Source organism: Prescottella subtropica (assembly GCF_005434945.1).
Classification (GTDB): domain Bacteria; phylum Actinomycetota; class Actinomycetes; order Mycobacteriales; family Mycobacteriaceae; genus Prescottella; species Prescottella subtropica.
In genome coordinates, this window is record NZ_SKCH01000012.1 from 1 (window position 1) to 24814 (window position 24814).

The following is a 24814-nucleotide window of genomic DNA, read 5'->3' on the forward strand; positions in this document are numbered from 1 at the left end:
GCTTTCCCTTGCGGCACACCACCACAGATCAGCCGGACGAACCGCCGCCGATTCAACAATCCCAACGCCATCCCAGCCTCCTCACGATCACCTTGTTGCTGTGACCATATGAATCCGCCAGCCCTGTCCCCCGCGTTTCGCGCACTTGGCGCGCGTCCCGGGCGGCATTCCGGCGCGCTACGTGCGCGAAACGCGGGAGGTCGGCGCGAGCGTGCGGTCGACGACCGCCCGGACAGCCGCGTAGTCGAGGTCGGTGACGACGCGGTGCCGGGGATCGCCGGCATCGGGCGGGTGTCCCCACAGACTCGCCCGGCCGTCGCGATCGTGTTCGACGCGGCAGACGAGGCCGGCGGACGCCCGCACCACCGCGGGCTCGAGCAGGACCGCGGCCGCGACACTGTCGTGGCTGGTGACCATCGGACGGTCCGCGTCGTACGTGCGCGTGCAGTGGACCCGGTAGTCGGCGCTGATCACCCGCACGAACCGGGCGATGTCCGACGACGCCGCCCGGGACTCGACGTCGGCCCACAGGATCTGCAGCCGCGCCGTGACGTCCATGCCCACCCACGTCACCGGCCCGGGTGCGGCGGCGACCCGCGCCGTCGCCGCCGGATCGTGCGCGGTGTTCGTGTCACCCTTGCCCAGGAACGACAGCTGTTCGGCGGCGACGCGGTCGCGGCGGCCGGCGGCGCCCATGCCGCCCATCACGGTCACGGACCGGAACCGGGTGAGCAGGCCGGGGTCACGGTCGAGGGCCGCCGCGACGTTCGTCAACGGCCCCAGGCACAGCAGGTCGACCTCCCCCGGATGCTGCCGGGACCACCGAAGCATCTGTGCGACAGCGGTTTCCTGCGACGGCCGCGAACCGACCGGTCGCGGTAGTCCACTGTCGCCGAGACCGTCGACACCGTGCGGACTCGGCACCGACAGCGCCGGACCGGGACGGGGCCGGCCGACGCACACCGGGACGTCGGTGCGGCCGGCGGTCGCGAGCACGAGCAGCGCGTTGGCGGCGGCCTGCCCCTCGTCGCAGTTCCCGAACACGGTCCCGACGCCGACGACCTCGGTGTCCGGGGCGGCGAGGACCGTGAGGATCGCGAGCGCGTCGTCGACGCCGGTGTCGGTGTCGATCAGCACCCGCCGCCCGGTCCCCGCGCTCACTCGGTGACGAGGGCGAGCGCGAACCCGTCCCAGCCCTTGACGCCGACGGTCTGCAACGCGGTCGCATCGATCCGGGGTTCGGCGGCGAGCAGTCCGAGCACCGCGCGACTCGCCCGGACGGCCTCGTCGTCGAGGTCCGGGTCGGACACCCCACCGCCGCGGACGACGTTGTCGATCACGATGACGGTGCCCGGGCGGGACAGTCGCAGTGCCCACCGCACGTACTCGGAGTTGTTGACCTTGTCGGCGTCGACGAACACCAGGTCGAACGGGCCGACCCCGTCGGCCTCGACACCGGGCAGGGTGTCGAGGGCCGCACCGACCCGGATGTCGACCCGGTCGCCGACGCCGGCACGGTCGAGGTTGGTGCGGGCGATCCCGGCGTGCCTCGGCTCGTATTCGAGGGTCACGACCCGGCCGGTGTCGCCGACGGCGCGGGCCAGCCACAAGGTGCTGTAGCCGCCGAGGGTGCCGATCTCGAGCACCCTCGTCGCCCCGATCATGCGGGCCAGCAGGTGCAGGAACTTGCCCTGCACCGGGGACACGTCGATCGGCGGCAGTGCGGCGGCAGCATTCGCGTCGAGCGCCGCCGCCGCTGCCGGGTCGTCCCCGATGAGGGTGCCGGCGAGGTAGTCGTCGACGTCGGCCCAGCGGGAACGTTCGGTGTCAGCCATGCTCCCGAGCCTACGACGGCTCCCCGCACCCCATCAGCCCCCGCGTTCCGCGCACTTGTCGCGCCGGATCCGCGGGCGGACGGCGCGACAAGTGCGCGAAACGCGATGGGCGGGGTCGGTCAGCCGCGGACAGCCGCCACGATCTCGGCGAGCGCACCGTCGGCGGGGATCTCGCGGGCCTCACCGGTGAACCGGTCACGCAGTTCGACCTTGCCGTCGGCGTAGCCGCGTCCGACGACCACCACGAGCGGGACACCGATCAGCTCGGAATCCTTGAACTTCACGCCCGGCGACGCCTTGCGGTCGTCGAACAGGACCTCGATGCCGGCGCAGTCGAGTTCGGCGGCCAGCGCCTCGGCGCCCTCGCGGGCGGCCTCGTCCTTGTTCGCGATCACCAGGTGCACCGCGAACGGGGCGACCTCGGCGGGCCAGCGCAGACCCTTGTCGTCGTGGTGCTGTTCGGCGATGACCGCGACCAGGCGCGAGACACCGACACCGTACGAGCCCATCGTGGGGCGCACCGGCTTGCCGTTCTCGCCGAGCACGTTCACGTCGAACGCGTCGGTGTACTTACGGCCGAGCTGGAACACGTGTCCGATCTCGATGCCGCGGGCGGCGACCAGCGGGCCGGCACCGTCCGGTGACGGATCGCCGTCGCGGACCTCGGCAGCCTCGATGGTGCCGTCCGGGGTGAAGTCGCGGCCGGCGACGAGGCCGACGTAGTGCTTGCCCGCGACGTCGGCGCCGGTGATCCAGGACGTGCCGTCGACGACACGCGGGTCGACGAGGTAACGGACCTCGTTGTCCAGCAGCGCCTTCGGGCCGATGTAGCCCTTCGCGAGGAACGGGTGCTTCGTGAAGTCCTCGTCGGTGAGCAGCGCGACCTCGGCGGGTTCGAGGGACGCCTCGAGCCGCTTGTCGTCGACCTCCCGGTCACCGGGCAGGCCGATGCCGAGCAGCTCCCACTCGCCGCCCGGCACCCGGGTCTTGACGATGATGTTCTTGAGGGTGTCGGCGCCGGTGATCTCGCGGCCGAGACCCGCCCCGTTGGCCCAGTCGACGAGCGCGTCGATGGTCGCGGCGTCGGGGGTGTCGTGGATCTGCGCGGCGGGCTGACCGTCGAACGGGATCGGTTCCGGGGCGAGGGTCTTCACGGCCTCGACATTGGCGGCGTACCCGGATTCGACGCAGCGGACGTAGGTGTCCTCACCGATCGGCGACTCGGCGAGGAACTCCTCGGACGCGCTGCCGCCCATCGCACCGGACGTCGCGGACACGATCACGTACGTGACGCCGAGACGGGCGAAGATGCGCTCGTAGGCGTCGCGGTGCGCCTGGTAGGACCGGGCGAGGCCCTCGTCGGTGAGGTCGAAGCTGTACGAGTCCTTCATGACGAACTCGCGGCCGCGCAGGATGCCGGCGCGGGGACGCTCCTCGTCGCGGTACTTGGTCTGCACCTGGTACAGGGTGACCGGGAAATCCTTGTACGAGTTGTATTCGCCCTTGACGGTGAGCGCGAACATCTCCTCATGGGTGGGACCGAGCAGGTAGTCGGCGCCCTTGCGGTCCTGCAGGCGGAAGAGGCCGTCGCCGTATTCGGTCCACCGGTTGGTGGTCTCGTAGGGGTCGCGCGGCAGCAGCGCCGGCAGCGAAATCTCCTGTGCGCCGAACGAGTTCATCTCCTCGCGGACCACCCGCTCGACCTCGCGCAGCACCCGCAGGCCCAGTGGCAGCCACGAGTACACGCCCGGCGCGATGCGCCGCACGTAGCCGGCGCGGACGAGCAGCTTGTGGCTGGCGACCTCGGCGTCGGCCGGGTCGTCGCGGAGCGTACGGAGGAACAGGTGCGACATGCGGGTGATCACGGGGCATCAGCCTAGTCGGTCGAACTGGGGCGACGCGTCCCCGGCACCGAAAATCCGACACGATTCACTGAGCTTAGCCTCGCCTTTGTAAACATAGGCTACCCTTCGTCACGATTCGTACATTCGTCCTGCCGCGCCCGCGGCCGTAACCAGGAAGAAGACAGATGCGCGCATTGACCAGGGGCGCCCTCGCGGCCGCGATGACCGCCGCGGCGTGGGCGACCCCGACGGTCGTCTCCACCGCCGCCCCCGCCGGCGGCACACCGGTGACGACCGTCGCCAAGACCACCGGGCTGAAAGCCGCCGGGGAGACCGTCACCGTCTCCGGCACCGGATTCTCCGAGTCCGGACCCGGCATCTACGTCGGGCTCGCGCAGGACGACCTGTTCTCCACCACCGACGCGAGCGCCTGGATGTCGACCGCGTTCATCCGTCCCACCCAGATCAGCGGCGGCGCATGGTCGACGACGATCGACGTGATGGCGGTCAGCGGGGCGTCGAACTGCCTGCAGAACAGTTGCTCGATCTACACCGTCGCCGCCCACGGGTCGAGCGACCGCAGCCAGGACACCGTGACACCGGTGACGTTCGCGGCCGTGGTGCCGCCCACGACGACCGTGCCACCCACGACCACGACGCCCCCACCCACCACGACGAAGCCCCCGGTCACCACCACACCACCGCCGACGACGACCACGCCCCCGGTCACCACCAAGCCCACCACCAAGCCCACCACCACGACGCCCCCACCCACCACGACGAAGCCTCCGGTGACCACGACGAAGCCTCCGGCCCCGCCGACGTCCGGCGGCCTGCGGGTCGAGGCGGATCGGACCAGCGGCCTGAACGCTGCCGGTGACACGGTCACGGTGCGCGGCAGCGGGTTCTCGACGAGCGGGCCGGGCATCTACATCGGTGTCGCGCAGTCGGATCGGTACTCGTCGACGGATGCGTCGGTGTTCCACGAGCCGAAGTTCGTGAAGCCGTCGGACATGCCGGGTGGATCGTTCACGGTGACGCTCGACGTGGTCGGCGCGTTCCCGGGCGGCGACTGCGTCGCGAACGCGTGCGCGATCTACACGCTCGCCGCGCACGGCTCGTCCGACCGCAGCCAGGACACCACGACCCCGATCAGTTTCGTCGGGGAGGCGCCGCCGGTCACCCCGGGTGGCGGCACCGGTGGAACCAGCGGCACCGGCACCAACCCCGGCACCGGCACCGGCACCGGCGGAACGGGTGCCGCCCCGGGCGCCGGTGGCGGCACGACGCCGGGTGCCTCGTTCACCGCGAACGGTGCCCTGTCGGTGTCGTTGTCGAAGGCGTCGGGTGTCGATCCGGCGGGTGAGACGGTGACGATCTCCGGTTCCGGGTTCTCGGGTGCCGCGCCGGGCCTGTACGTGGGGCTGGTGCAGGACAACGTGTTCTCGTCGACGGATGCGTCGGTGTGGATCACGACGGCGTTCCTGAAGCCGGATCAGATCTCGGGTGGCTCGTGGTCGCTGCCGATGGAGTTGGTCGCGAAGCAGGGCGCCTACGACTGTGTCGCGAACGCGTGCTCGATCTACACCGTCGCCGCGCACGGCTCGTCCGATCGCAGCCAGGATTCCAGGACGCCGGTGTCGTTCGTCGGCGGCGTCGCACCGGGCACGGTCACGCCGCCGCCCGCGCAGGGCGCCGGGGCTGCCGCTGCCGCCGCAGCAGCCGGCCAGTCCGGCGGGCCGGCGGTGACGCTGTCGAAGGCCAAGGGCCTGAAGGTCGACGGGGAGGAGATCACGATCTCGGGCACCGGGTTCTCGGGTGCGCCTCCGGGGATCTACGTGGGTCTCATCCAGGAGGACAAGTTCTCCACCACCGATGCGGGGGCGTGGATGACGACGGCGTTCGTCACCCCGGCCCGCATCACGGACGGGGCCTGGTCGACGACGATGCCGCTGCAGGCAGTCAAGGGCGACTCGGACTGCACGAAGAATCCGTGCTCGATCTACACGATCGCCGCGCACGGCTCGTCGGATCGCAGCCAGGACACTCGGACGCCGGTCAGTTTCGGTGACGACCCGAACGCCCCCAACGCCGATGCGGCCTCCGCGGTGGCACTGACCTCCGGCAATGAAAATGGTAGCGGCGGTAGCGATTCCACTTCCGAGACCTCGGCGATCCGGAATCTGGCCGACGCGATCTCCGACGGCACCGCATGGATCGTCCCGCTGCTCGTCGGGGCCGTCGTCGGTGCCGGGTTCGCCGTGGGCACCACGCTCGCACTGCGTCGCCGGAACTCCTGGCGCCCCAACAATTCTTAGGCTAGGTTTACCTAAGTCAATTTGGGCCTGCATCGCCGTCACAGCGATCCACACACCAGTTCACCGATCAAGGGAAAGCAGGAACATGCGCATTTTCGACAAGGCCGCTCTCGTCGCCGCGACCGTCGCGCTCGCCGCGCTCGCCGCGGCAGCACCCGTCGCTGCCGCACACGCCGGACCGTTCGACTTCCTCACTGCCGGCTCGCTCGGCAGCCTCGGCCCGAGCACCCCCGGCACCGACGAACCCGGCACCGACACCCCCGGCCCGGAGCAGCCGACCGGCCCGACCGTCACGCTGTCGAAGTCGACCGGGATCGCGGCCGCCGGTGAGACGATCACCGTCACCGGCACCGACTTCTCCGGCGCCGGCGCCGGCCTGTACATCGGACTCGTACAGGACGACAAGTACTCGGCCACCGACTCGTCCGCGTGGATGACGACGGCGTGGCTGAAGCCCGCGCAGATCGTCGACGGCGCCTGGACGGTCGACGTCGACGCACTCGCCGTCACGGGCACCTCGAACTGCCTGGTGAACACGTGCTCGATCTACACGGTCGCCGCGCACGGTTCGGCCGACCGCACGCAGGACACCAAGTCCCCGGTGACCTTCGCGGGCTGATCCCGGCGCTCGTCACACCCGTCCGGCCCTCACCGACTTCCGGTGGGGGCCGGACGCGTTTCGGTGGGCCGTCGGCGGCCGGTACGGTTGGCGACCGTGCTGGTGCTGCTTCCTCCCTCCGAAACCAAGTCCGACGGCGGCACGGGGGTGCCGCTCGATCTGGGCGAGCTGTCGATGCCGCAACTGACCGAGACCCGCGAGATGCTCGCGTCGGCGCTCGTCGAACTCGCCGCCGACACCGAGGCGTCGAATCTGGCGTTGGGTCTGGGACCGAAGCAGGCCGACGAGATCGAACGCAACGCGAAACTGTGGGTGTCCCCCACCCGGCCCGCGCTCGAGCGGTACACGGGTGTGCTGTTCGACGCCCTCGACGCGACGGCATTCACGAAAACCCAGCGGGACAAGGCGCTGCGTCGGCTCGCGATGGGGTCGGCGCTGTTCGGCGCGGTCCGCGCCGGTGACCCGATCCCCGCGTACCGGCTGTCCGGCGGATCGAAGCTGCCCGGCATCGGCACCCTGCAGGCCCTGTGGAAGCCGGAACTGACCGGCGCACTGGTCGCCGAGGCCGACGGCGGACTCGTCGTCGACCTGCGCTCGGGCACCTACCAGCAACTCGGCCCCGTGCCGGGCGCGGTGACCGCGACCGTCCTCACCGAACAGCCCGACGGCTCCCGCAAGGTCGTCAGCCACTTCAACAAGCATCACAAGGGCCTGCTCGCCCGCGCCCTCACCGTCACTCGCGCCGAACCGTCCGACATCCGCGGTGTCGCCCGCGTGGCGGCGAAGGCCGGTCTGCGGGTGGAGATCGCGTCGGCGACGGAACTGGTCGTCCTCACCTAACCTGTGCGCCTTTTTGGTAGCTGCAGCTACCAAAAAGGCGCACAGGTGCACACTGGACGGTGAGGAGCGTCGCCGATGGACCGGACCACGTGCTGTGTCGTGGGTGGCGGCCCCGCCGGGATGGTGCTGGGGCTGCTGCTGGCGCGCTGCGGTGTGCCGGTGACGGTGCTCGAGAAGCACGGCGACTTCCTGCGCGACTTCCGCGGTGACACCGTCCACCCGTCGACGCTGTCGCTGCTCGACGATCTGGGGCTCGCCGGCCGCTTCGCCCGGCTCCCGCAGCGGCACGTGCAGTCCGTGGAGCTCCCGGTCGGTGAGGGTGGCCGACCCCTGACTGTCGGCCGCCTCGACGTCCTGCCCGGCCGCTACGACTACATCGCGATGGTGCCGCAGTGGGATCTGCTGACGCTGCTGTCCGAGGTGGCCGCCGCCGAACCGGCGTTCACGCTGCGGATGGATACCGCGGCCACAGGTTTCCTCGACGACCACGGCCGGATCGCCGGGGTGCGGTACCGGACGGCCGACGGCCGGGACGGAGAGCTGCGGGCGACGCTCACCGTGGCGTGCGACGGCCGCGGCTCCCTCGCCCGGTCGCTCCCCGGCCTCGAGGTGCGTTCCTTCCGGTGCCCGATGGACGCGTGGTGGTTCCGGCTGCCCCGCGACCGCACCGACCCGGAGGGGCTGGTCGTCTCGGCCGGCGAACGGATGATCACGGTGATGATCGACCGCGGCGACTACTGGCAGTGCGGGGCGATGATCCCCAAGGGGTCGGATCCCGAACGGCGGGCCGCGGGGCTCGACCGGTTCACCGACCGGTTCGGTGCCACCGCGCCGTGGCTCGGCGAGCGGGCGCACGCCCTGCGCTCGTGGGACGAGGTGCCGCTGCTGGACGTCCGCCTGGACCGGCTGCGCCGCTGGTATCTGCCGGGGCTGTTGTGCATCGGGGACGCGGCGCACGCGATGTCCCCGATCTTCGGGATCGGCATCAACCTGGCGGTGCAGGACGCGGTCGCCGCGGCCCGGTACCTGGCCGGCCGACTGCCGTCCGACGACGTCCCCGAGTCGGTGCTGCGCCGGATCCAGTGGCGGCGGTGGCCGACGGCGGCTGTCGCCCAGACCCTGCAGCGGATCGCACACGACCGGGTCGTCGCCCCGATCCTCGCGGGCGCGCCGCGCACGGAGGTGTCGGCGATCCTGCAGCGCGTGGCCTCGACTCCCGGCCTGTCCCGGCTGCCCGCGTACTTCTTCGGGTACGGGGCGGTCCGGGAACGCCCGCCCGCCGCGGCCCGCCGGTAGCTGTGCGCCTTTTTGGTAGCTGCAGCTACCAAAAAGGCGCACAGGCGGCTACGCCGCCTGCGCCGCCTTCTCCGCTTCCTGCGCCTGCGCGACCTGTGCGGGCGTGAACCGCACGAACACGGCGGCGACGGCGGCCAGGGCGGCGAGGATCGCGCAGCCGAGCAGCGCGAACGTGTAGCCCTCGCTGAGCGCGGACAACTGTTCGGGGGTCATGGTCGCGGCCACCCCGGACGTGCCGCCGAGTGACAGGGTCTTGGAGGTGGCCATCGCACCGACGATCGCGAGTCCGACGGGCCCGAACAGTACCTGGGCGACCTGGGCGATCGCGGTGAGCGGGCCGATCTCCTGCGGGCCGACCCCGGCGATGGCGCACAGCGGCAGCGGCACGACCGCGAGACCGACACCGAAGCCGACCCCGACGACGAGTACGAACAGGTTGCCCATGTAGGTGGCGGACATGTCGAGGGTCGACCCGTACAGCAGGCCGATCGCGGTGAGGACGGTGCCGGCGACGACGAGCCAGCGGGCCTGCACCTTGACGGCCAGCTTGGAGGCGACGAACGCGGCCGCGCCGAGCCCGAACGCGAACGGCACGAACGCCAGACCGGCGTGCAGCGGCGTGTAGCCGAGAACGTCCTGCACGAACAGGGCGACGAACGGGGCGAGGGAGAACATCACCATGCCGACGAGGGCGAGGGAGACGAACGTGGCGACCCGGCTGCGGTTCCGGAACAGCGAGAACGGCAGCAACGGGTTCTCGGCGCGCCGTTCGACCGTCAGGAACGCGACGAGCAACGCGAGACCACCGATGAGTCCGGCGAGGACGAGCGGGCTGGTCCAGCCCATCTCGGGGCCCTCGGTGAACCCGAACACCACCGCGGTGCAGCCGAGAGTCGCCAGGATCGCGCCGGGCACGTCGAGGGTGAGCCGTTCGCTGCCGGTCTCGGTGAGCGCCCGGAACGCGAGCACCAGGATGACGAGCCCGATGGGCACGTTGATGAGGAAGATCCACCGCCACGACACCTCGGTGAGGGCGCCGCCGATGATGAGACCGGTCACCGATCCGACACCGGTCATGGCCGCGAAGATCGCGATGGCCTGGTTGCGGACCGGGCCGGGTGCGAACGTCGTCGCGACCAGCGCGAGTGCGGTGGGTGACGCGATCGCCGCACCGACACCCTGCAGGGCACGGGCCGCCACGAGGGTGCCCTCGTTCACGGCGAGCCCGCACAGCAGCGACGCGATCGTGAACAGGGCGACACCGCCGATGAACACCCGTTTGCGGCCGAACGCGTCACCGAGTCGGCCGCCGAGCAGCATGAGGCCACCGAACGTGAGCGCGTACGACGTGATCACCCAGTTGCGGCCCGCGTCGCTCAGCCCGAGATCCTCCTGGATCTTGGCGAGCGCGAGGGACGCGACGGTGCCGTCGAGCACCATCATCAGCTGCATACCGCTCAGGACGACGATCGCGAGACCGAACGCCCGGGTGGTCACGGGGTACTTCACGACGGTGGAGTCAGACACGAGAGTCCACGTTACCGACCGTCTCCGGCAAACAGGGCGTCGACGGAGAACCCGGCCGTCGGACCGACGACGATGATCGCGGGCGGACGGATCTCCTCCTCCCGCAGGCGGGCGGCGACGGTCGACAGGTCGGCGCGCAGCACCCGCTGGGTGCGCAGCGTGCCCTCCTGGATGACGGTGACCGGGGTGTCGGCGGGCCGGCCGCCGTCGAGGAGTGCGGTGGCGATCTGCTCGATCCGCTCGACCCCCATCAGCACCACGATCGTGCCGCGCAGCCGGGCGAGCGCCGACCAGTCGGTGAGCGACGACGGATGCCCGGGGGCGACGTGCCCGGAGACGACGACGAACTCGTGGGTGACGCCGCGGTGGGTGACGGGGACCCCGGCCGCGGACGGCACCGAGATCGCGCTCGTGATGCCGGGGACGACGGTGACCGGGACACCGGCCGCCGCGCACGCCTCGAGTTCCTCGAAGCCGCGGCCGAACACGTACGGGTCGCCGCCCTTGAGCCGGACGACGAACTTGCCGGCCTGCGCGTGATCGACGAGGGCGGCGTTGATCGCCTCCTGCGCCATCGCGCGGCCGTACGGGATCTTGGCGGCGTCGATCACCTCGACGTGCGGGCCGAGTTCGGCGAGCAGTTCCGGCGGCGCCAGCCGGTCGACGACGACGACGTCGGCGCGGGCGAGCAGGCGTCGGCCGCGGACGGTGATGAGGTCGGGGTCGCCGGGTCCGCCGCCGACGAGGGCGACACCGGCGGCCGGCCGCTCGCCGGTGTCGGTGACGGTGCCGGCCTGCAGGGCTTCGATCAGTGCGGTGCGGACGGCCGCGGACCGGCGGTGCGCGCCGCGCGCGAGGACCCCGATGTCGAGGCCGTCGAACGTGCCGGTGGCGGGGGTGACGGCGCTGCCGTCGCGGGCGCTGTCGGCGCGGACGCAGAACACGCGCCGCCGGTCGGCCTCGGCGACGACGGCCGCGTTGGTGGCGGGTTCGTCGGTGCACGCGATCGCGTACCAGGCGCCGTCGAGGTCGCCGTCGAGGTAGTCGCGCAGGTCGGCGGTGATCTGTCCGGCCGTCACCATCCCCTCGATCGCGGGGGTGATCTCGCGGCTGACGACGTGCACGGCGGCACCGGACGCGACCAGCAGCCCGAGTCGGCGCTGCGCGACGGTGCCACCGCCGACGACCACGACACGACGGTTCGTCAGGTCGAGCCCGACCAGGTAGCTGGACTCGGCACCGGCGGAAGCAGACACTCTCGTCTCCCCGTTCTTCTCGTTCGATCGGACCACCCGACGGGCAGGCCCTGAAACTCTACTGACCGCGACGGTCACACCGTTCGTCACCCGTTTGGTGACGGTCAGCGGGCCGCCGCCCGAGGCGAGGAGCGCGGCGGCCTCGGCGACGCTGGGGGTGCCGACGGCAGCCGCGGCGTGCGGCGACGGGTGCGGGACGACGACGGCGGCCAGGTGTTCGGCCGGGTAGCCGACCAGCACGGCGCCGAGTTCCGTGGCCGCGTCGACGAACGCCGGGAGCACCGTCTTGCGGTCCAGCGTGGCCAGCACCGCGGGGACCGTGTCGCCGCACACCGCGCGGACGGCGGCGACGAGGTCGGCAGCGGTCGCGGCGGAACCCGCCCCGACGCCGACGCACGTCTCAGGCACGGGCGGCCTCGACGAAACGCCGGACCGCGCCGGGATTCCCGGCCGGGTGGGTGTGCAGGTACGACGCGTGCACCGCGCCGGCCGGTCCGCCGACGAACCCTTCGCGGGCGGCGCCGGCATCCCACGCCCGCCAGCCCCATGCCGGACCGAACCCGGCCGTGACGTCGGAATCGAGTGCGGTGCGGTGGAATTCGTGTCCGGCGACGCGGGTACCGGCGTCGAACAGGACCGAATCGGTGACGGCGACGGCCTCCCGGTAGCCGAGGGTGAGCCGCGACCCGAAACGGGCGTCGACGTCGAGGACCCCGGCCATCGGATGTCCGTCGAGGCTGCGGGTCAGGTACAGCAGGCCCGCGCATTCCGCGTGGATCGGGACACCGTCGGCGGCGAGGTCCCGCACCTGCTTGTGCAGCGCGGTGTTCGCCGACAGCGCCACCGCATGCTCCTCGGGGAACCCCCCGGGCAACACCAGCCCTGCTGTGCCGGACGGGAGTTCGTCGTGCAGGGGGTCGAACGTGACGACGTCGGCGCCGGCGGCCTCGAGCAGTTCCCGATGTTCGGTGTACCCGAACGTGAACGCCACCCCACCGGCGAGCGCGATCACCGGACGCCGCCCGGCGGCGACGCGGCCGACCTCGGCGGCCGGATCCCACGTGGGAGCCTGCACCGACGAGCGGGCGAGGGAACGGATCGCGTCCAGATCCAGGTGGGCGGCGGCCAGCTGCGTCATCGCGGCGACGGCGTCGACGGCGGCGCGGCCGTGTTCGACGGCGGGCACCAGGCCCAGATGCCGGGACGGCACCTCGAGTTCCGTCATCCGCGGCACCGAGCCGAGGACCGGCAACCCCACCCTCTCGCACGCCTGCCGCAGCACCGCCTCGTGCCGGGCGCTGCCGACCCGGTTGAGGATCACCCCGCCGATCCGCACCGCCGGGTCGTACGTCGAGAACCCGTGCAGCACAGCGGCGAGGGACTGACTGTGGCCGCGGGCGTCGATCACCAGCGCCACCGGGGCGCCGAGCATCGCCGCGACCGACGCGGTCGACCCCTCCGCCGACGGGGCCGTCGACGCCGGATCGATCTTGCCGTCGAACAGGCCCATGACGCCCTCGACGACGGCGATGTCGGCGTCATCGCTGCCGTGGCGATACAGCGGACCGATCCGCTCGGCGCCGACGAGGACGGTGTCGAGGTTGCGGCCGGGGCGGCCGGCGGCGAGCCCGTGGTAGCCGGGGTCGATGTAATCGGGGCCGACCTTGAACGGCGCCACCGCATCCCCGGCCGCCCGCAACGCCCCGACGAGTCCGGTGGCGATCGTCGTCTTGCCGCTACCCGACGCGGGGGCCGCGATCACGACGGCGGGGGTACTCACCACTCGATACCGCGCTGGCCCTTGCGGCCCGCGTCCATCGGATGCTTGATCTTCGTCATCTCGGTGACCAGGTCGGCGGCGTCGATCAGGGCCTGCGGGGCGTCGCGGCCGGTGATGACGACGTGCTGGTTGCCGGGGCGGTCACGGAGAACCTCGACGACCTCGTCGGTGTCCACCCAGCCCCACTTGAGCGGGTACGTGAACTCGTCGAGCACGTAGAAGCGGTGGGTTTCCGCCGCGAGCCGGCGGGTGATCTCCCGCCACCCTTCGAGCGCGGCCGCGGCATGATCCTCCTCGGTGCCCGCCTTGCGGGTCCAGGACCAGCCCTCCCCCATCTTGTGCCAGCTGACGGCGCCGCCGACACCGCTGGTCTCGTGCAGTTCGCCGAGCGTCCGGAACGTGGCCTCCTCACCGACCTTCCACTTGGCGCTCTTGACGAACTGGAAGACACCGATGTCGAAGCCCTGGTTCCAGGCGCGCAGCGCCATCCCGAACGCGGCCGTCGACTTGCCCTTGCCGGGGCCGGTGTGGACGGCCAGGACCGGCTGGTTGCGGCGCTGCCGGGTGGTCAGTCCGTCGGCGGGCACGTTTTCGGGGACACCCTGAGGCATGTCGAATCCTTGTCTCGTACTGGAAGTTTCAGGCGGCGGCGCGGACGACGGAGGCCACCTGCTGCGCGGACAGTTCCGCCAGCCGGACGCAGCCGCCGCGCAGGTCGTGCGCCAGTTCGGCGGCCAGGCCGAGCCGGATCATGCCGGTCTCGCAGTCCACGACGATCGACGCCGCACCGGTGCCGGCGAGCATCGCGGCGGCACGCTTCGCCCGCGGGACGGCGTCGGCGCCGCCGGTGGCGCGGCCATCGGTGAGCGAGACGACCAGCGGCCGGCGCTTGGGGTCGCGGATCCGCTCCCGCAGCACCACTTCCCGGGCCCGCAGGAAACCCTCGGCGAGCGGGGTCTTCCCGCCGGTCTTCATCGACCGCAGCCGCCGCACCGCGACATCCACCGACGACGTCGGCGGCAGCACCACCTCGGCGGTGGTGCCGCGCACGGTGATCACAGCGACCTTGTCGCGGCGCTGGTAGGCGTCGCGCAGCAGCGACACGACGGCGCCGGTGACGGCGGTGAGCCGGTCGCGGGCGGCCATCGAGCCGGACGCGTCGACGACGAACAGCACCAGGTTGCCCTCGCGGCCCTCCCGGATCGCCCCGCGAATGTCGGTGGCCGCCAACCGCATCGGGCCAGTGGTCCGGCCGCGATCCCGCTGGTGTTCGGCGGCCGCGAACAGGGTGCTCACCAGGTGCAGGCCGGTGCCGGGTTCGGTGGTGGCGCGGACGGTGCGGCCCCGCGTCGACCGGGAACGGGACCGGCGTCCGGGGGCGCCGTCGCCGACGCCGGGAATCTCGAGCAGCCGGGCGGTGAACTGCGGGCCGGGGGCACCGGCGGGCCGTTCGGGGGCCCGACCGGGACCGGACTGCGGTGAATCCTGGTCGCTGTCACCGCTGTTCGCATCGGGGGCGGGGGTGTCGTCCGGGGCGTCGTCCGGGGCGCCGCCACCCGGACCGTCGGGGTCGGGGTCCGGTTCCGGATCGTCGTCGGTGTGGGCGCGGGCGTCCTCGTCGGCCTTGTCCATCGCGTCGTCGAGTTGCTGCGGATCGAGTCCGGGCTCGTCGAACGGGTCGCGGCGACGACGGTGCGGCAGCGTCAGTTCCGCGGCGATCCGCACGTCCTCCTCGGTGACGGCGTCGGCGCCGCGCCACGCGGCGTGCGCGGTGGCGGTGCGGGCCAGGACCAGGTCGGCGCGCATGCCCTCGACGTCGAACGACGCGCACACCGATGCGATGCGGCGCAGTTCGGTGTCCGGCAGCACGACGGCGTCGACGACGGCGCGGGCCTCGGCGATGCGGCGGGCCAGGTCGGCGTCCGCGTCGGCGTAGCGGGCGGCGAACGCGTCCGGGTCACGTTCGTAGTCGAGGCGGCGGCGCACCACCTCCATCCGCACGTCCACGTCGCGGGACGCGGCGACGTCGACGGCCAGACCGAACCGGTCGAGCAGCTGCGGCCGCAGCTCCCCCTCCTCGGGGTTCATGGTGCCGACGAGCACGAACTTCGCCGGATGCGAATGGGAGACGCCGTCGCGTTCGACGTGGACGCGACCCATCGCGGCGGCGTCGAGCAGCACGTCCACCAGGTGGTCGTGCAGCAGGTTGACCTCGTCGACGTACAGCACACCCTGGTGGGCGTCGGCGAGCAGGCCGGGCGCGAAGGCGCGTTCGCCGTCGCGCAGCACCTTCTCGAGGTCGATGGAGCCGACGACCCGGTCCTCGGTGGCGCCGACGGGAAGTTCGACGAGGCGGGCGCGGCGGCCGGTCTCGATCTCGGGCAGCAGTGCGGTGAGTGCACGCACCACGGTGGACTTGGCGGTGCCCTTCTCGCCGCGCACCAGGACACCCCCGATACCGGGGTGGACGGCGCACAGGGTCAGCGCGAGGCGCAGCCGATCCTGGCCGACGACGGCACTGAACGGGAACCCTGCAGGTTCGGAGCTGGACTGTCGACGGTCACGCAACGATCGAATCCCTTCACGTCTCGGTTTCCGCGCCGAGAGCTCGGTGGTGTGAAACGCTGCGGCATTCTGGCTCGGGACCGCTCGGATCGAGCGCCCTCACAGTGGCGGGACCGCGCCTGATTCGCACAGGACTTCCCCGCAGACGTTTCGGTACTGCCGGACAGAACACTACCGCGGCCCGGAGCACGCTCCGGGCCGCGGTAGTGGTTCGTGGATCGGATCCAGCCTAGACCGACGCGGACGCCGCGACGGGGGCCGCGTGGGCCGGGGCGGACGCCGGGGCGCCGCCCAGCTGCAGCGACCGGGTGCTCCAGTCCCACACCTGCTGGAACAGGGCCGGGTTGTCGGCGAGCTTGACGCCCAGCGACGGCACCATCTGCTGCAGCTTCGGGGTCCACGCCTCGAACTCGCGCGGGAAGCAGCGCTTCAGGACGTCGAGCATCGCGGGAACCGCGGTGGACGCGCCCGGGGACGCGCCGAGCAGGCCGGCGATGCTGCCGTCCTCGGCGTTGACGACGGCGGTGCCGAACTCGAGGACGCCGCCGTTGCCCTTCTTGCGGATGACCTGGACGCGCTGGCCGGCGGTGATGAGCTCCCAGTCGCCGCCGGTGGCGCGCGGGACGAACTCGCGCAGGGTGCGGATGCGGTCGGACGGCGACTGCATCAGCTCACCGATGAGGTACTTGGTGAGACCGAGTTCGGTGACGCCGACACCGAGCATCGACATGAGGTTGTTGGGCTTGACCGACCCGGGCAGGTCGGTGACCTTGCCGTTCTTGAGGAACTTCGGCGACCAGCCGGCGTACGGACCGAACAGCAGGCCGCGACGGCCGTTGATGACGCGGGTGTCGAGGTGCGGCACCGACATCGGCGGGGCACCGACCGCGGCCTTGCCGTACGCCTTGGCGCGGTGCTGGGCGATGATCTCGGGGTTGGTGCAGCGCAGGAACTGGCCGCTGACCGGGAAGCCGCCGAAGCCCTTGGCTTCCTTGATACCGGCCTTCTGCAGCAGGTGCAGTGCACCGCCGCCGGCGCCGATGAACACGAACTTGGCCTGCACGGTCTTGGTGACACCGGTGCGCAGGTTCTCGGTCTTGACGATCCAGCTGCCATCGGACTGCTTGGTGAGGTTCCGGACCTCGTGACCGAAGTACACCTGGCCGCCGGACGCACCGACGTAACCCAGGAGCTGCTTGGTGAGGGCGCCGAAGTCGACGTCGGTGCCGGACTCGGTCCAGTTGAGGGCGACCGGGTCGGTGAAGTCGCGGCCCTGGGCCATGAGCGGCAGCCGGTCGGCGAGGAAGTCCTCCGACTCGGAGTACTCCATGCCCGGGAACAGGGTGTGGCCGGCGAGGGCGTCGTAGCGGGCGCGCAGGTACTTCACGTTGTCGGCGCCGTGCACGAAGCTCACGTGCGGGATCGGGTTGATGAACTCGCCCGGCTCGGTGAGGATCCCGTTGTCCACGGCGTACGACCAGAACTGGCGCGACACCTGGAACTGCTCGTTGACGTTGACGGCCTTGGTGATGTCGACGCCCGAACCGCTCGCCGGGGTGTAGTTGAGCTCACACAGCGCCGAGTGGCCGGTGCCCGCGTTGTTCCACGGGTCGCTGCTCTCGGCTGCGGCGGCATCGAGGCGTTCGAAGGTGGTGATCGACCAGTCGGGCTGCAGCTGACGCAGGATCGCGCCGAGCGTTGCGCTCATGATGCCCGCACCCACGAGCACTACATCGGTCTTCGCCACTACATTCTGGTCTGACACTGGAGAATCGACTTCCTTGTCTGTTCGCACGACCTGTTCACACGGTCTGTTCACACACGACCTTCGCACGCATCACGCGCTCGGGCGCTTCACGTGCACAGACCGCATTTCGCGCGCCTGTGGCGCTTAGGTTACCTGTGCGTCACCTTCACCAATTGTGCCCCTCGCAAACGACTTCGTTCGCCCAATAGAGTGTGATCGTGACTACTTGGGCTCCCGACGTCCTCGGTGACGGATACCAGCAGCTGACGATTCCACTGGGCACCGATCCGGACGGCGAGGGTCACGTCGAGGCGACCCTCGTCCGCTACCGGCCGGACTCGACGGTTCCGACCCGTGCCGTGCTGTACGTGCACGGGTTCACCGACTACTTCTTCCAGCGGCACGTCGCCGAGCATTTCACCGCCCGAGGGTACGCATTCTACGCCCTGGACCTGCGGAAATGCGGTCGCTCCCGGCGGGCCGGGCAGACCCCGCACTACGCGTCCGACCTGACGCTGTACGACGCCGAACTGGACGAGGCGCTGCGTCTGGTGCGCGACGAGGTCGGCGGCCCGGTGCTGCTCACCGCGCACTCGACGGGCGGGCTGATCCTGCCGCTGTGGCTCGACCGGCTCGAGCGCCGGCCGGGTGGTTCGGCGGGCGCCGGTGTGGCGGGTCTCATCCTCAACAGCCCGTGGTTCGACCTGCAGGGGCCGTCGTTGCTGCGCAGCGCGGGCACGTCCGCGGCGATCGACGCGCTCGGCCGCGCGTCGGGCCGGACGGAGATTCCCGGACAGAAACTCGACACGTACGGCGCGAGCCTGCACATCGGTGCGCACGGCGAATGGGAGTACGACCTGGAGTGGAAGCCGCTGACCGGGTTCCCGGTCCGGTTCGGCTGGCTGCGGGCCGTCCGCCGCGGCCACGCCCGACTGCACCGTGGCCTCGACATCGGGGTGCCGTCGCTGATCCTGCGGTCGACGCGGTCGGTGGTCGCGTCCCGCTACAACCCGTCGGTCGACGCGGCCGACGCGGTCCTCGACGTCGACCAGATCGCCCGCTGGGCCGGGTGCCTCGGCAACCGGACCACGATCGTCCCGATCGACGGCGCCCGCCACGACGTGTTCCTGTCCACTCCCGGACCGCGGGCGGCAGCGCTGCACGAGGTGGATCTGTGGCTGGGCCGGCTCGATGCACACCACCTGACCGACAACGTCACCCGAGAGACAGAGGCAACTGCGTGACCCACTTCGACATCGCGATCATCGGCACCGGATCGGGTAATTCGATCCTCGACGACCGCTTCGACGGCAAGAAGATCGCGATCCTCGAGGAGAGCACGTTCGGCGGCACCTGCCTGAACGTCGGCTGCATCCCGACGAAGATGTTCGTGTACGCCGCGGAGGTGGCGCGCACGGTCACCGAGTCGTCGAAGCTCGGGGTGGATGCGAGCCTCGACGACGTCCGCTGGCCGGACATCGTCAAGCGGGTGTTCGGCCGGATCGATCCGATCGCGGCGGGCGGCGAACGCTACCGCACCGAGGACTGCGCGGACGTGACGGTGTTCCGCGGGCATGCGACGTTCACCGGTCCGCGCACCATCGACACCGGAACCGGGGAGACCATCACCGCCGACCAGGTGGTGATCGCGGCCGGGGCGCGCCCATCGATCCCGCAGGAGATCGTCGACAGTGGCGTCGAATACCGCACCAACGACGACATCATGCGGCTCGAGGCGTTGCCCGAGCGTCTGGTGATCCTCGGGTCCGGGTTCGTGGCCGCCGAGTTCGCGCACGTGTTCTCCGCGCTCGGGGTGCGGGTGTCGATCATCGGCCGCAGCGAACGGCTGCTGCGGCACCTCGACCGCGAGGTGTCCGAGTGGTTCACCGAGCTCGCGCAGCGCAAGTGGGATGTGCACCTGGGCAATCCGCTGGTCGCGGCCCGCACCGTCGGCGACGGGGTCGAGCTCGAGTTGGCGGACGGCACCGTCGTCGCCGGCGACGAACTGCTGGTCGCGACCGGCCGCACCCCCAACGGGGACCGGTTGGCCGCCGAGCTCGGTGGGATCGCGGTCGACGAGTCGGGCCGGGTGATCGTCGACGAGTTCCAGCGCACCACCGCCGAGGGTGTGTTCGCGCTCGGGGACGTGTCGTCGCCGTACCAGCTCAAGCACGTCGCGAACCACGAGATGCGGGTGGTGCAGCACAATCTGCTCCACGATGCGTGGGGTTCCACCGACCGTCTCCGACGCACCGATCACCGGTTCGTGCCGGCGGCGGTGTTCACCGACCCGCAGATCGCGGACGTCGGTATGACCGAGGAACAGGCCCGTGAGGCCGGCCTCGACATCACCGTCAAGGTGCAGAACTACTCCGACGTCGCCTACGGGTGGGCGATGGAGGACGACGAGGGCTTCTGCAAGGTGATCGCCGAACGCGGCACCGGACGTCTTCTCGGCGCCCACGTGATCGGCGCGCAGGCCCCGACGGTGATCCAGCCGCTGATCCAGGCGATGAGTTTCGGACTGTCCGCCCGCGACATGGCGACCGGCCAGTACTGGATCCATCCGGCGCTGCCGGAAGTGGTGGAGAACGCGCTCCTCGGATTGGAGCTCTGAGCTGTGACGATCGTGTCGGAGCTGTGGCGGTATCCGGTCAAGTCGCTCGGCGGGGAACGCCTGGAGTCGGTGGTCGTGGAGGTCGACGGGGTGCGCGGCGACCACGTGTGGGCGGTCGTGGACCGCGCCACCGGGCATGTCGCGAGCGCCAAGCGCAGCAAGCTGTGGGGTGAGCTGTTGCGGTGCCGGGCGCGGCTCGTCGACGACGTCGACCTCACGGATCCGTCGGCGCTCGAGATCACGCTGCCGGACGGTGCCGTGCTGCGCGGCGACGATCCCCGGACCGTGGCTGCATTGTCGGAGCTGACGGGACGCGAGGTGGTGCTGCGGTCACCGGCCGAGGCGTCGCGGACGATGGAGATGGAGTGGGTCGCCGAGTCCCGGATCGGGATGGAGGCGGCGGTGGAGACGTCGTCGGCGCGGGCCGAGCAGGACGCCGGCTCCGACGTCCCGGTCGGTGCGGTGCCGACCGGTGGGGCGAACGACCGCTTCTACGATCTGGCACACCTGCACGTGCTGACCACGTCGAGTCTCAACGCGCTGGCCCCCGGTTCGGCGGGCAGTGTGGTGCGCCGGTACCGGCCGAACGTGCTCGTCGGCGGACCCGACTGGGATGCCGGCTGGATCGAGGACGCCTGGGTCGACGGCCGGGTCCGGATCGGGGCCGTCGAGATCGGGGTGCAGACCCCCACCGGCCGCTGCGTCATGGTCAATCTCGCACACCAGGGTCTGCCGGCGGACCGGGGCACACTGCGCGCCCTCGCGGCCGCGCACCGGGTACCCGTCGGCTACGGCACCGCGGACCTGCCGAGCCTCGGCGTGTACGCGGAGGTCGTGACCGCCGGCGCGATCTGCGTCGGCGACGTCGTCGAGCAGGTGCCGGCGGACGCACTCACCTGATACGGCGATTCGGGAAGGATCCGCCCCGGAGTGCGGGGCCGATCCTTCCCGAATCGGTGTCGAACGAACTACTTCCGGTGCGTCATGGCCCGGACGATGCCGTCGCCGATGGACTGCATGATCTGGACGAGCACGATGAGGACGACGACGGACACGAGCAGGACCGGGGTGTTGAACCGCTGGTAGCCGTAGACGATCGCGAAGTCGCCGAGGCCGCCGCCGCCGATGACACCGGCCATCGCGGAGTAGCCGACGAGCAGTACCAGGGTGAGGGTGGCGCCGGCGACGAGCGCGGACATCGATTCGGGCAGCAGCACCTTGCGGACGATCTGCCCGTTGGCGGCGCCCATCGCCTGCGCGGCCTCGACCCGTCCGACGGGGACCTCGCGCAGTGCGGCCTCGACGACCCGCGCGTAGAACGGGATGGCGCCGATCGTCAGGGGCACGATCGCGGCGGTGGGGCCGATCGCGGTGCCGACGATCAGTCGGGTGACGCCGATGAGCGCGATCATCAGGACCAGGAACGGCAGGGACCGGAACACGTTGACGATCGCGCCGAGCATCGCGTTCAGGGCCCGCTGCGGCCACAGCCCGGACGGCGACGTCATGTGCAGGATCACGCCGATGAGAACGCCGCCGACCACGGTGAACAGGAACGAGATGCCCACCATGTACAGGGTTTCGAGGGTCGCTTCCCAGACTTCGGGCAGCGAATTCTGCCAGGACGTCTTGTTCACGCGAGGACCCCTTCCAGGCGGGCGTCGGCACCCCACGCGAGTGTGGTGTTCGGCTGGGCGGCGACGAACGCCTCGACGTCGGCGCGGCGGACGTCGGGTCCGAAGGACAGGCGCAGCCGGCCGACGGTGACCCCGGCGACCTGTTCGACGCGTCCGCCGACGACGGAGATGTCGACGTCGAGTGCGCGGACGAGCTGCGAGAGCCACGGGCCGTGCGCGTCGTCGCCGATGGTGGTGACGACAGCCGTGTCGACGACCGCATCGGAGTCGGCCGGGTCGCCCCCGACCGGGACGATCGCCGACCCGAGGATCGATCCGGGGGTGGCGACGAGGTCGAGGATGCGTCCGGTCTCGGCGATGCGCCCGTCGTCGAGGCGGGCCGCGGACGTGCAGATGCGGCGCAGCACCTCGAGTTCGTGGGTGATGAGGACGACGGTGACGCCGATGGTGCGGTTGAGGTCGGCGAGCAGGTCGAGGACCTGGCCGGTGGTGTCGGGGTCGAGGGCGCTGGTCGCCTCGTCGCACAGCAGTACGTCGGGATTCGACGCGAGCGCGCGGGCGATGCCGACGCGCTGCTGCTGGCCGCCGGACAGCTGCGACGGGTACGCCTTCTCCTTGCCGGCGAGGCCGACGAGCTCGATCAGTTCGTCGGCGCGGGCGCGGCGCTCGGCCCGGCCCGTCCCGGCGAGTTCGAGTGGGAACTCGACGTTGGCGCGCACGGTCCGCGAGTGCAGCAGGTTGAACTGCTGGAACACGGTGCCGATGCGGCGGCGGGCGGCCCGCAGGCCGGCGCCGGTGAGCTGCGACAGGTCGTCACCGCGGAGCAGGATGCGCCCGCTGGTGGGCTGCTCGAGCAGGTTCAGGCACCGCAGCAGCGTCGACTTGCCCGCCCCGGACGGCCCGACGATGCCGAAGATCTCACCCTCGGCGATGTCGAGGTCGATGCCGCGCAGGGCCGAGACCTCCCCCGCGCCTCCGACCGCGGGGAAGGTCTTGACCAGATTCCGGGCGGTGATCATCAGCCGGCCGCGTGCACGGGGATGACGGCGCCGGAGTAGTTCTCCTCGATCCAGGCGGCGGTCTCCGGGGACTGCAGTGCCGTGGCGAGGGCCTGGACGCCGGGATCGTTCTGCTGCGCGGCGCGGACGACGAGCAGGTTCGCGAACGGGTTGCCCTCGGCCTTCTCCGCGATGAGCGTGTCCTTCGTCGGGTTCAGGCCGGCCTCGAGGGCGTAGTTGGAGTTGATGACGGCGGCGGTGATCTGCGGGTCGCCGAGGTTGCGGGCGATCTGCGAGCGTTCGATCTCGATGAACTTCAGATTCTTCGGGTTCGCCTTGATGTTGGCCTGCGTGACGACGGACAGGTTGGCGTCGGCGAACGGGACGTCCATCTGGATCAGGCCGGCGGACTCGAGCAGGTAGAGGCCGCGGGAGAAGTTGGTGGTGTCCTTGGGCAGGGCGATGGTGGCGCCGTCGGCGAGCTGGTCGACGGCAGTGATCTTCTCCGAGTACAGGCCCATCGGCTCGAGGTGCACGTCGGCGACCGAGACGAGGTCGTCGACGCCCTTCTGCTTCTGCCAGTCCGACAGGTAGGGGGCGTGCTGGAAGTAGTTGGCCTCGACGTCACCGGCGACGAGGAGTTCGTTGGGGTCGATCTCGCCGGTGACCGGCTTGATGTCGAGCTTCACGTCACCGAGTGCGCCGGAGTCGGCGATGTGCTCGAGGATCTCGACGTGCGGGGTGCTGGACGCGGAGATCACCAGAGTCTCGGCGTCGCTGCCCGACGAGCAGGCGGCCAGGCCCGCGGTGAGCAGGGCGGCGGCGGACAGGATTGCGGTGCGGCGCAGGATCATTCGAAAGATACCTTCCGGGAGGGGTGTGTCGGTCAGCCGCGCAGGGCGGGGAGGCCCTGCAGGTCGCGGTGGTACCGCTCGGTGACGTTGGGGTGGGCGCGCAGCCGCGACTTGAGGGCGTTGAGTCCGTAGCGGGCGTGCAGGGTGCCGCCGTGCTGGTCGGGTCCGACGCCGGCGGCCTCGGCGGCGAGTTCGGGCGGCAGCGGCACGACGGGCAGGGCCTGGTCGTAGCCGGGGTTGAGGAAGAACGGCAGCGACACCCGGTCGGTGCCGGCGGCCGGCGGGCGCACACGGTGCACGGTGGCCTTGAGGTAGCCGCCGGTGGCGACCTCGAGCAGTTCGCCGATGTTGACGAGCAGATGTCCGGGCAGCGGGGCGACATCCAGCCAGGCCGTGCCGCCTCCCGGAACAGTTGTTTCCACCTGGAAACCACCGCTGGTGGGCTCCGGGTACAGCAGGGTCAGCGCGCCGACGTCCTTGTGGCTACCGACACCCTGGTCGGTGACGGAGCCGTCGTGACCCGGGTAGCGGGCGATCTTGAGCAGCGGGTCGGGGTCGGCGAAGGCGGCGGCGAAGAAGTCGGCGGGCGCCCCGAGGGACTGCGCCCAGCCGCTGATCAGCCGCAGACCGGCGTCCTGCGCCTGACTCGACCACTCGAGGGCCAGTTCCCGCAGCCGCGGGACGGCCGTCGGCCACAGGTTGGGTCCGTGCAGGACGTCCCACGGGCGGGCCGGGTCGATCGGGTCGACGGCGGCGCGTTCGGGGCCGATGTCGAGTTGTTCGCGCCAGTCGATGTAGCCCTGGGTGCGTTCGCCGCCGACGCGGGTGTAGCCGCGGAAGTGCGGGGAGTTGCTGTTCTCGATCTCGAGCTTGTCGGCGGCGGGCAGCGCGAAGAATTCGCGGGCCGCGGCGATGAGGTCGTCGGTGAGCTGCTGGTCGATGCCGTGACCGGTGAGGTAGAAGAACCCGATTTCGTGGGTGACCCGGCGCAGGGCGTCGACGTCGAGGTTCTTCAGGTCGATGATCGGGAGTACGTGGGCGGACATGACTGGAGATCCTTTCCCCACGGGCACCGTCAGGT

Annotated in this window: 20 protein-coding genes and 1 pseudogene; 7 read left to right on the plus strand and 14 right to left on the minus strand. The window is 71.1% G+C overall.

What is annotated here, in order from left to right; genetic code table 11:
* Positions 1-177 precede the first annotated feature (177 nt).
* The 3 genes from E0497_RS12265 to E0497_RS12275 form a co-directional block, all read right to left on the minus strand.
* Complete coding sequence (locus E0497_RS12265; RefSeq protein WP_137725081.1) at positions 178-1161, minus strand: nucleoside hydrolase; 984 nt, start codon at positions 1159-1161, stop codon at positions 178-180.
* Entirely contained in the window at positions 1158-1835 is a 678-nt protein-coding gene (locus E0497_RS12270; RefSeq protein ID WP_137725082.1) for an O-methyltransferase, read from the minus strand. Before E0497_RS12270 ends, E0497_RS12265 begins: the two co-directional genes overlap by 4 nt.
* A gap of 119 nt (positions 1836-1954) precedes the next feature.
* A complete protein-coding gene (locus E0497_RS12275) occupies positions 1955-3700 on the minus strand; it encodes a proline--tRNA ligase (protein WP_137725083.1) in 1746 nt (581 codons plus the stop codon).
* A 164-nt stretch (positions 3701-3864) separates the two neighbouring features.
* Here E0497_RS12275 and E0497_RS12285 point away from each other — a divergent pair, with 164 nt between their 5' ends.
* From E0497_RS12285 to E0497_RS12300, 4 genes are all read left to right on the plus strand, one after another.
* Complete coding sequence (locus E0497_RS12285; protein ID WP_161987416.1) at positions 3865-5997, plus strand: IPT/TIG domain-containing protein; 2133 nt, start codon at positions 3865-3867, stop codon at positions 5995-5997.
* Between the two features lie 85 nt (positions 5998-6082).
* Positions 6083-6616 (plus strand): hypothetical protein, encoded by a 534-nt coding sequence (locus tag E0497_RS12290; RefSeq protein ID WP_137725086.1) that lies wholly within the window; start codon positions 6083-6085, stop codon positions 6614-6616.
* A 96-nt stretch (positions 6617-6712) separates the two neighbouring features.
* On the plus strand, positions 6713-7456 hold the full coding sequence (gene yaaA, locus E0497_RS12295; protein ID WP_137725087.1) for a peroxide stress protein YaaA: 744 nt from the start codon (positions 6713-6715) through the stop codon (positions 7454-7456).
* A 75-nt stretch (positions 7457-7531) separates the two neighbouring features.
* Complete coding sequence (locus E0497_RS12300; protein WP_137725088.1) at positions 7532-8752, plus strand: FAD-dependent oxidoreductase; 1221 nt, start codon at positions 7532-7534, stop codon at positions 8750-8752.
* A 48-nt stretch (positions 8753-8800) separates the two neighbouring features.
* On the opposite strand, the gene E0497_RS12305 is transcribed toward E0497_RS12300, so the two are convergent.
* The 7 genes and pseudogenes from E0497_RS12305 to mqo form a co-directional block, all read right to left on the minus strand.
* Positions 8801-10204 (minus strand): MFS transporter, encoded by a 1404-nt coding sequence (locus E0497_RS12305; protein WP_137725172.1) that lies wholly within the window; start codon positions 10202-10204, stop codon positions 8801-8803.
* Between the two features lie 86 nt (positions 10205-10290).
* Entirely contained in the window at positions 10291-11535 is a 1245-nt protein-coding gene (gene cobA, locus E0497_RS12310) for a uroporphyrinogen-III C-methyltransferase (protein ID WP_170312961.1), read from the minus strand.
* Between the two features lie 75 nt (positions 11536-11610).
* A pseudogene (locus E0497_RS20820) lies at positions 11611-11943 on the minus strand (cobalamin biosynthesis protein); the annotation flags it as partial.
* Positions 11936-13315 (minus strand): cobyrinic acid a,c-diamide synthase CobB, encoded by a 1380-nt coding sequence (locus E0497_RS12315; protein WP_421958340.1) that lies wholly within the window; start codon positions 13313-13315, stop codon positions 11936-11938. The pseudogene E0497_RS20820 and the gene E0497_RS12315, both read right to left, overlap by 8 nt.
* A complete protein-coding gene (gene cobO, locus E0497_RS12320) occupies positions 13312-13926 on the minus strand; it encodes a cob(I)yrinic acid a,c-diamide adenosyltransferase (protein ID WP_137725091.1) in 615 nt (204 codons plus the stop codon). The genes E0497_RS12315 and cobO overlap by 4 nt, the downstream gene beginning before the upstream one ends.
* Positions 13927-13954: 28 nt before the next feature.
* Positions 13955-15883 carry a VWA domain-containing protein gene (locus E0497_RS12325; RefSeq protein ID WP_137725092.1) on the minus strand — a complete coding sequence of 643 codons (1929 nt, stop codon included), beginning with the start codon at positions 15881-15883 and terminating at the stop codon, positions 13955-13957.
* Between the two features lie 226 nt (positions 15884-16109).
* The gene (gene mqo / locus E0497_RS12330) at positions 16110-17645 is read right to left on the minus strand and encodes a malate dehydrogenase (quinone) (protein ID WP_170312956.1); all 1536 of its coding nucleotides are present in this window, start codon (positions 17643-17645) and stop codon (positions 16110-16112) included.
* 200 nt (positions 17646-17845) lie between these two features.
* Between mqo and E0497_RS12335 the strand changes: the two genes are divergently transcribed.
* The 3 genes from E0497_RS12335 to E0497_RS20990 are packed head-to-tail and all read left to right on the plus strand — an operon-like array spanning position 17846 to position 21144.
* The gene (locus tag E0497_RS12335; RefSeq protein ID WP_137725094.1) at positions 17846-18871 is read left to right on the plus strand and encodes an alpha/beta hydrolase; all 1026 of its coding nucleotides are present in this window, start codon (positions 17846-17848) and stop codon (positions 18869-18871) included.
* Complete coding sequence (mtr, locus tag E0497_RS12340) at positions 18868-20244, plus strand: mycothione reductase (RefSeq protein WP_137725095.1); 1377 nt, start codon at positions 18868-18870, stop codon at positions 20242-20244. Before E0497_RS12335 ends, mtr begins: the two co-directional genes overlap by 4 nt.
* 3 nt (positions 20245-20247) lie before the next feature.
* Positions 20248-21144 (plus strand): MOSC domain-containing protein, encoded by an 897-nt coding sequence (locus E0497_RS20990; protein ID WP_137725096.1) that lies wholly within the window; start codon positions 20248-20250, stop codon positions 21142-21144.
* A 68-nt stretch (positions 21145-21212) separates the two neighbouring features.
* Here E0497_RS20990 and E0497_RS12350 read toward each other — a convergent pair whose 3' ends face one another.
* From E0497_RS12350 to E0497_RS12365, 4 genes are read right to left on the minus strand one after another with little or no spacing between them, the layout of a single operon-like run.
* Positions 21213-21881: a methionine ABC transporter permease gene (locus tag E0497_RS12350; protein ID WP_137725097.1), complete on the minus strand. Its 669-nt coding sequence runs from the start codon at positions 21879-21881 to the stop codon at positions 21213-21215.
* On the minus strand, positions 21878-22900 hold the full coding sequence (locus E0497_RS12355; RefSeq protein WP_137725098.1) for a methionine ABC transporter ATP-binding protein: 1023 nt from the start codon (positions 22898-22900) through the stop codon (positions 21878-21880). Before E0497_RS12355 ends, E0497_RS12350 begins: the two co-directional genes overlap by 4 nt.
* Positions 22900-23733: a MetQ/NlpA family ABC transporter substrate-binding protein gene (locus E0497_RS12360; protein ID WP_137725099.1), complete on the minus strand. Its 834-nt coding sequence runs from the start codon at positions 23731-23733 to the stop codon at positions 22900-22902. Before E0497_RS12360 ends, E0497_RS12355 begins: the two co-directional genes overlap by 1 nt.
* A 32-nt stretch (positions 23734-23765) precedes the next feature.
* Positions 23766-24779, minus strand: a complete 1014-nt coding sequence (locus E0497_RS12365) for an isopenicillin N synthase family dioxygenase (RefSeq protein WP_137725100.1) — start codon at positions 24777-24779, stop codon at positions 23766-23768.
* Between the last annotated feature and the right edge of the window lie 35 nt (positions 24780-24814).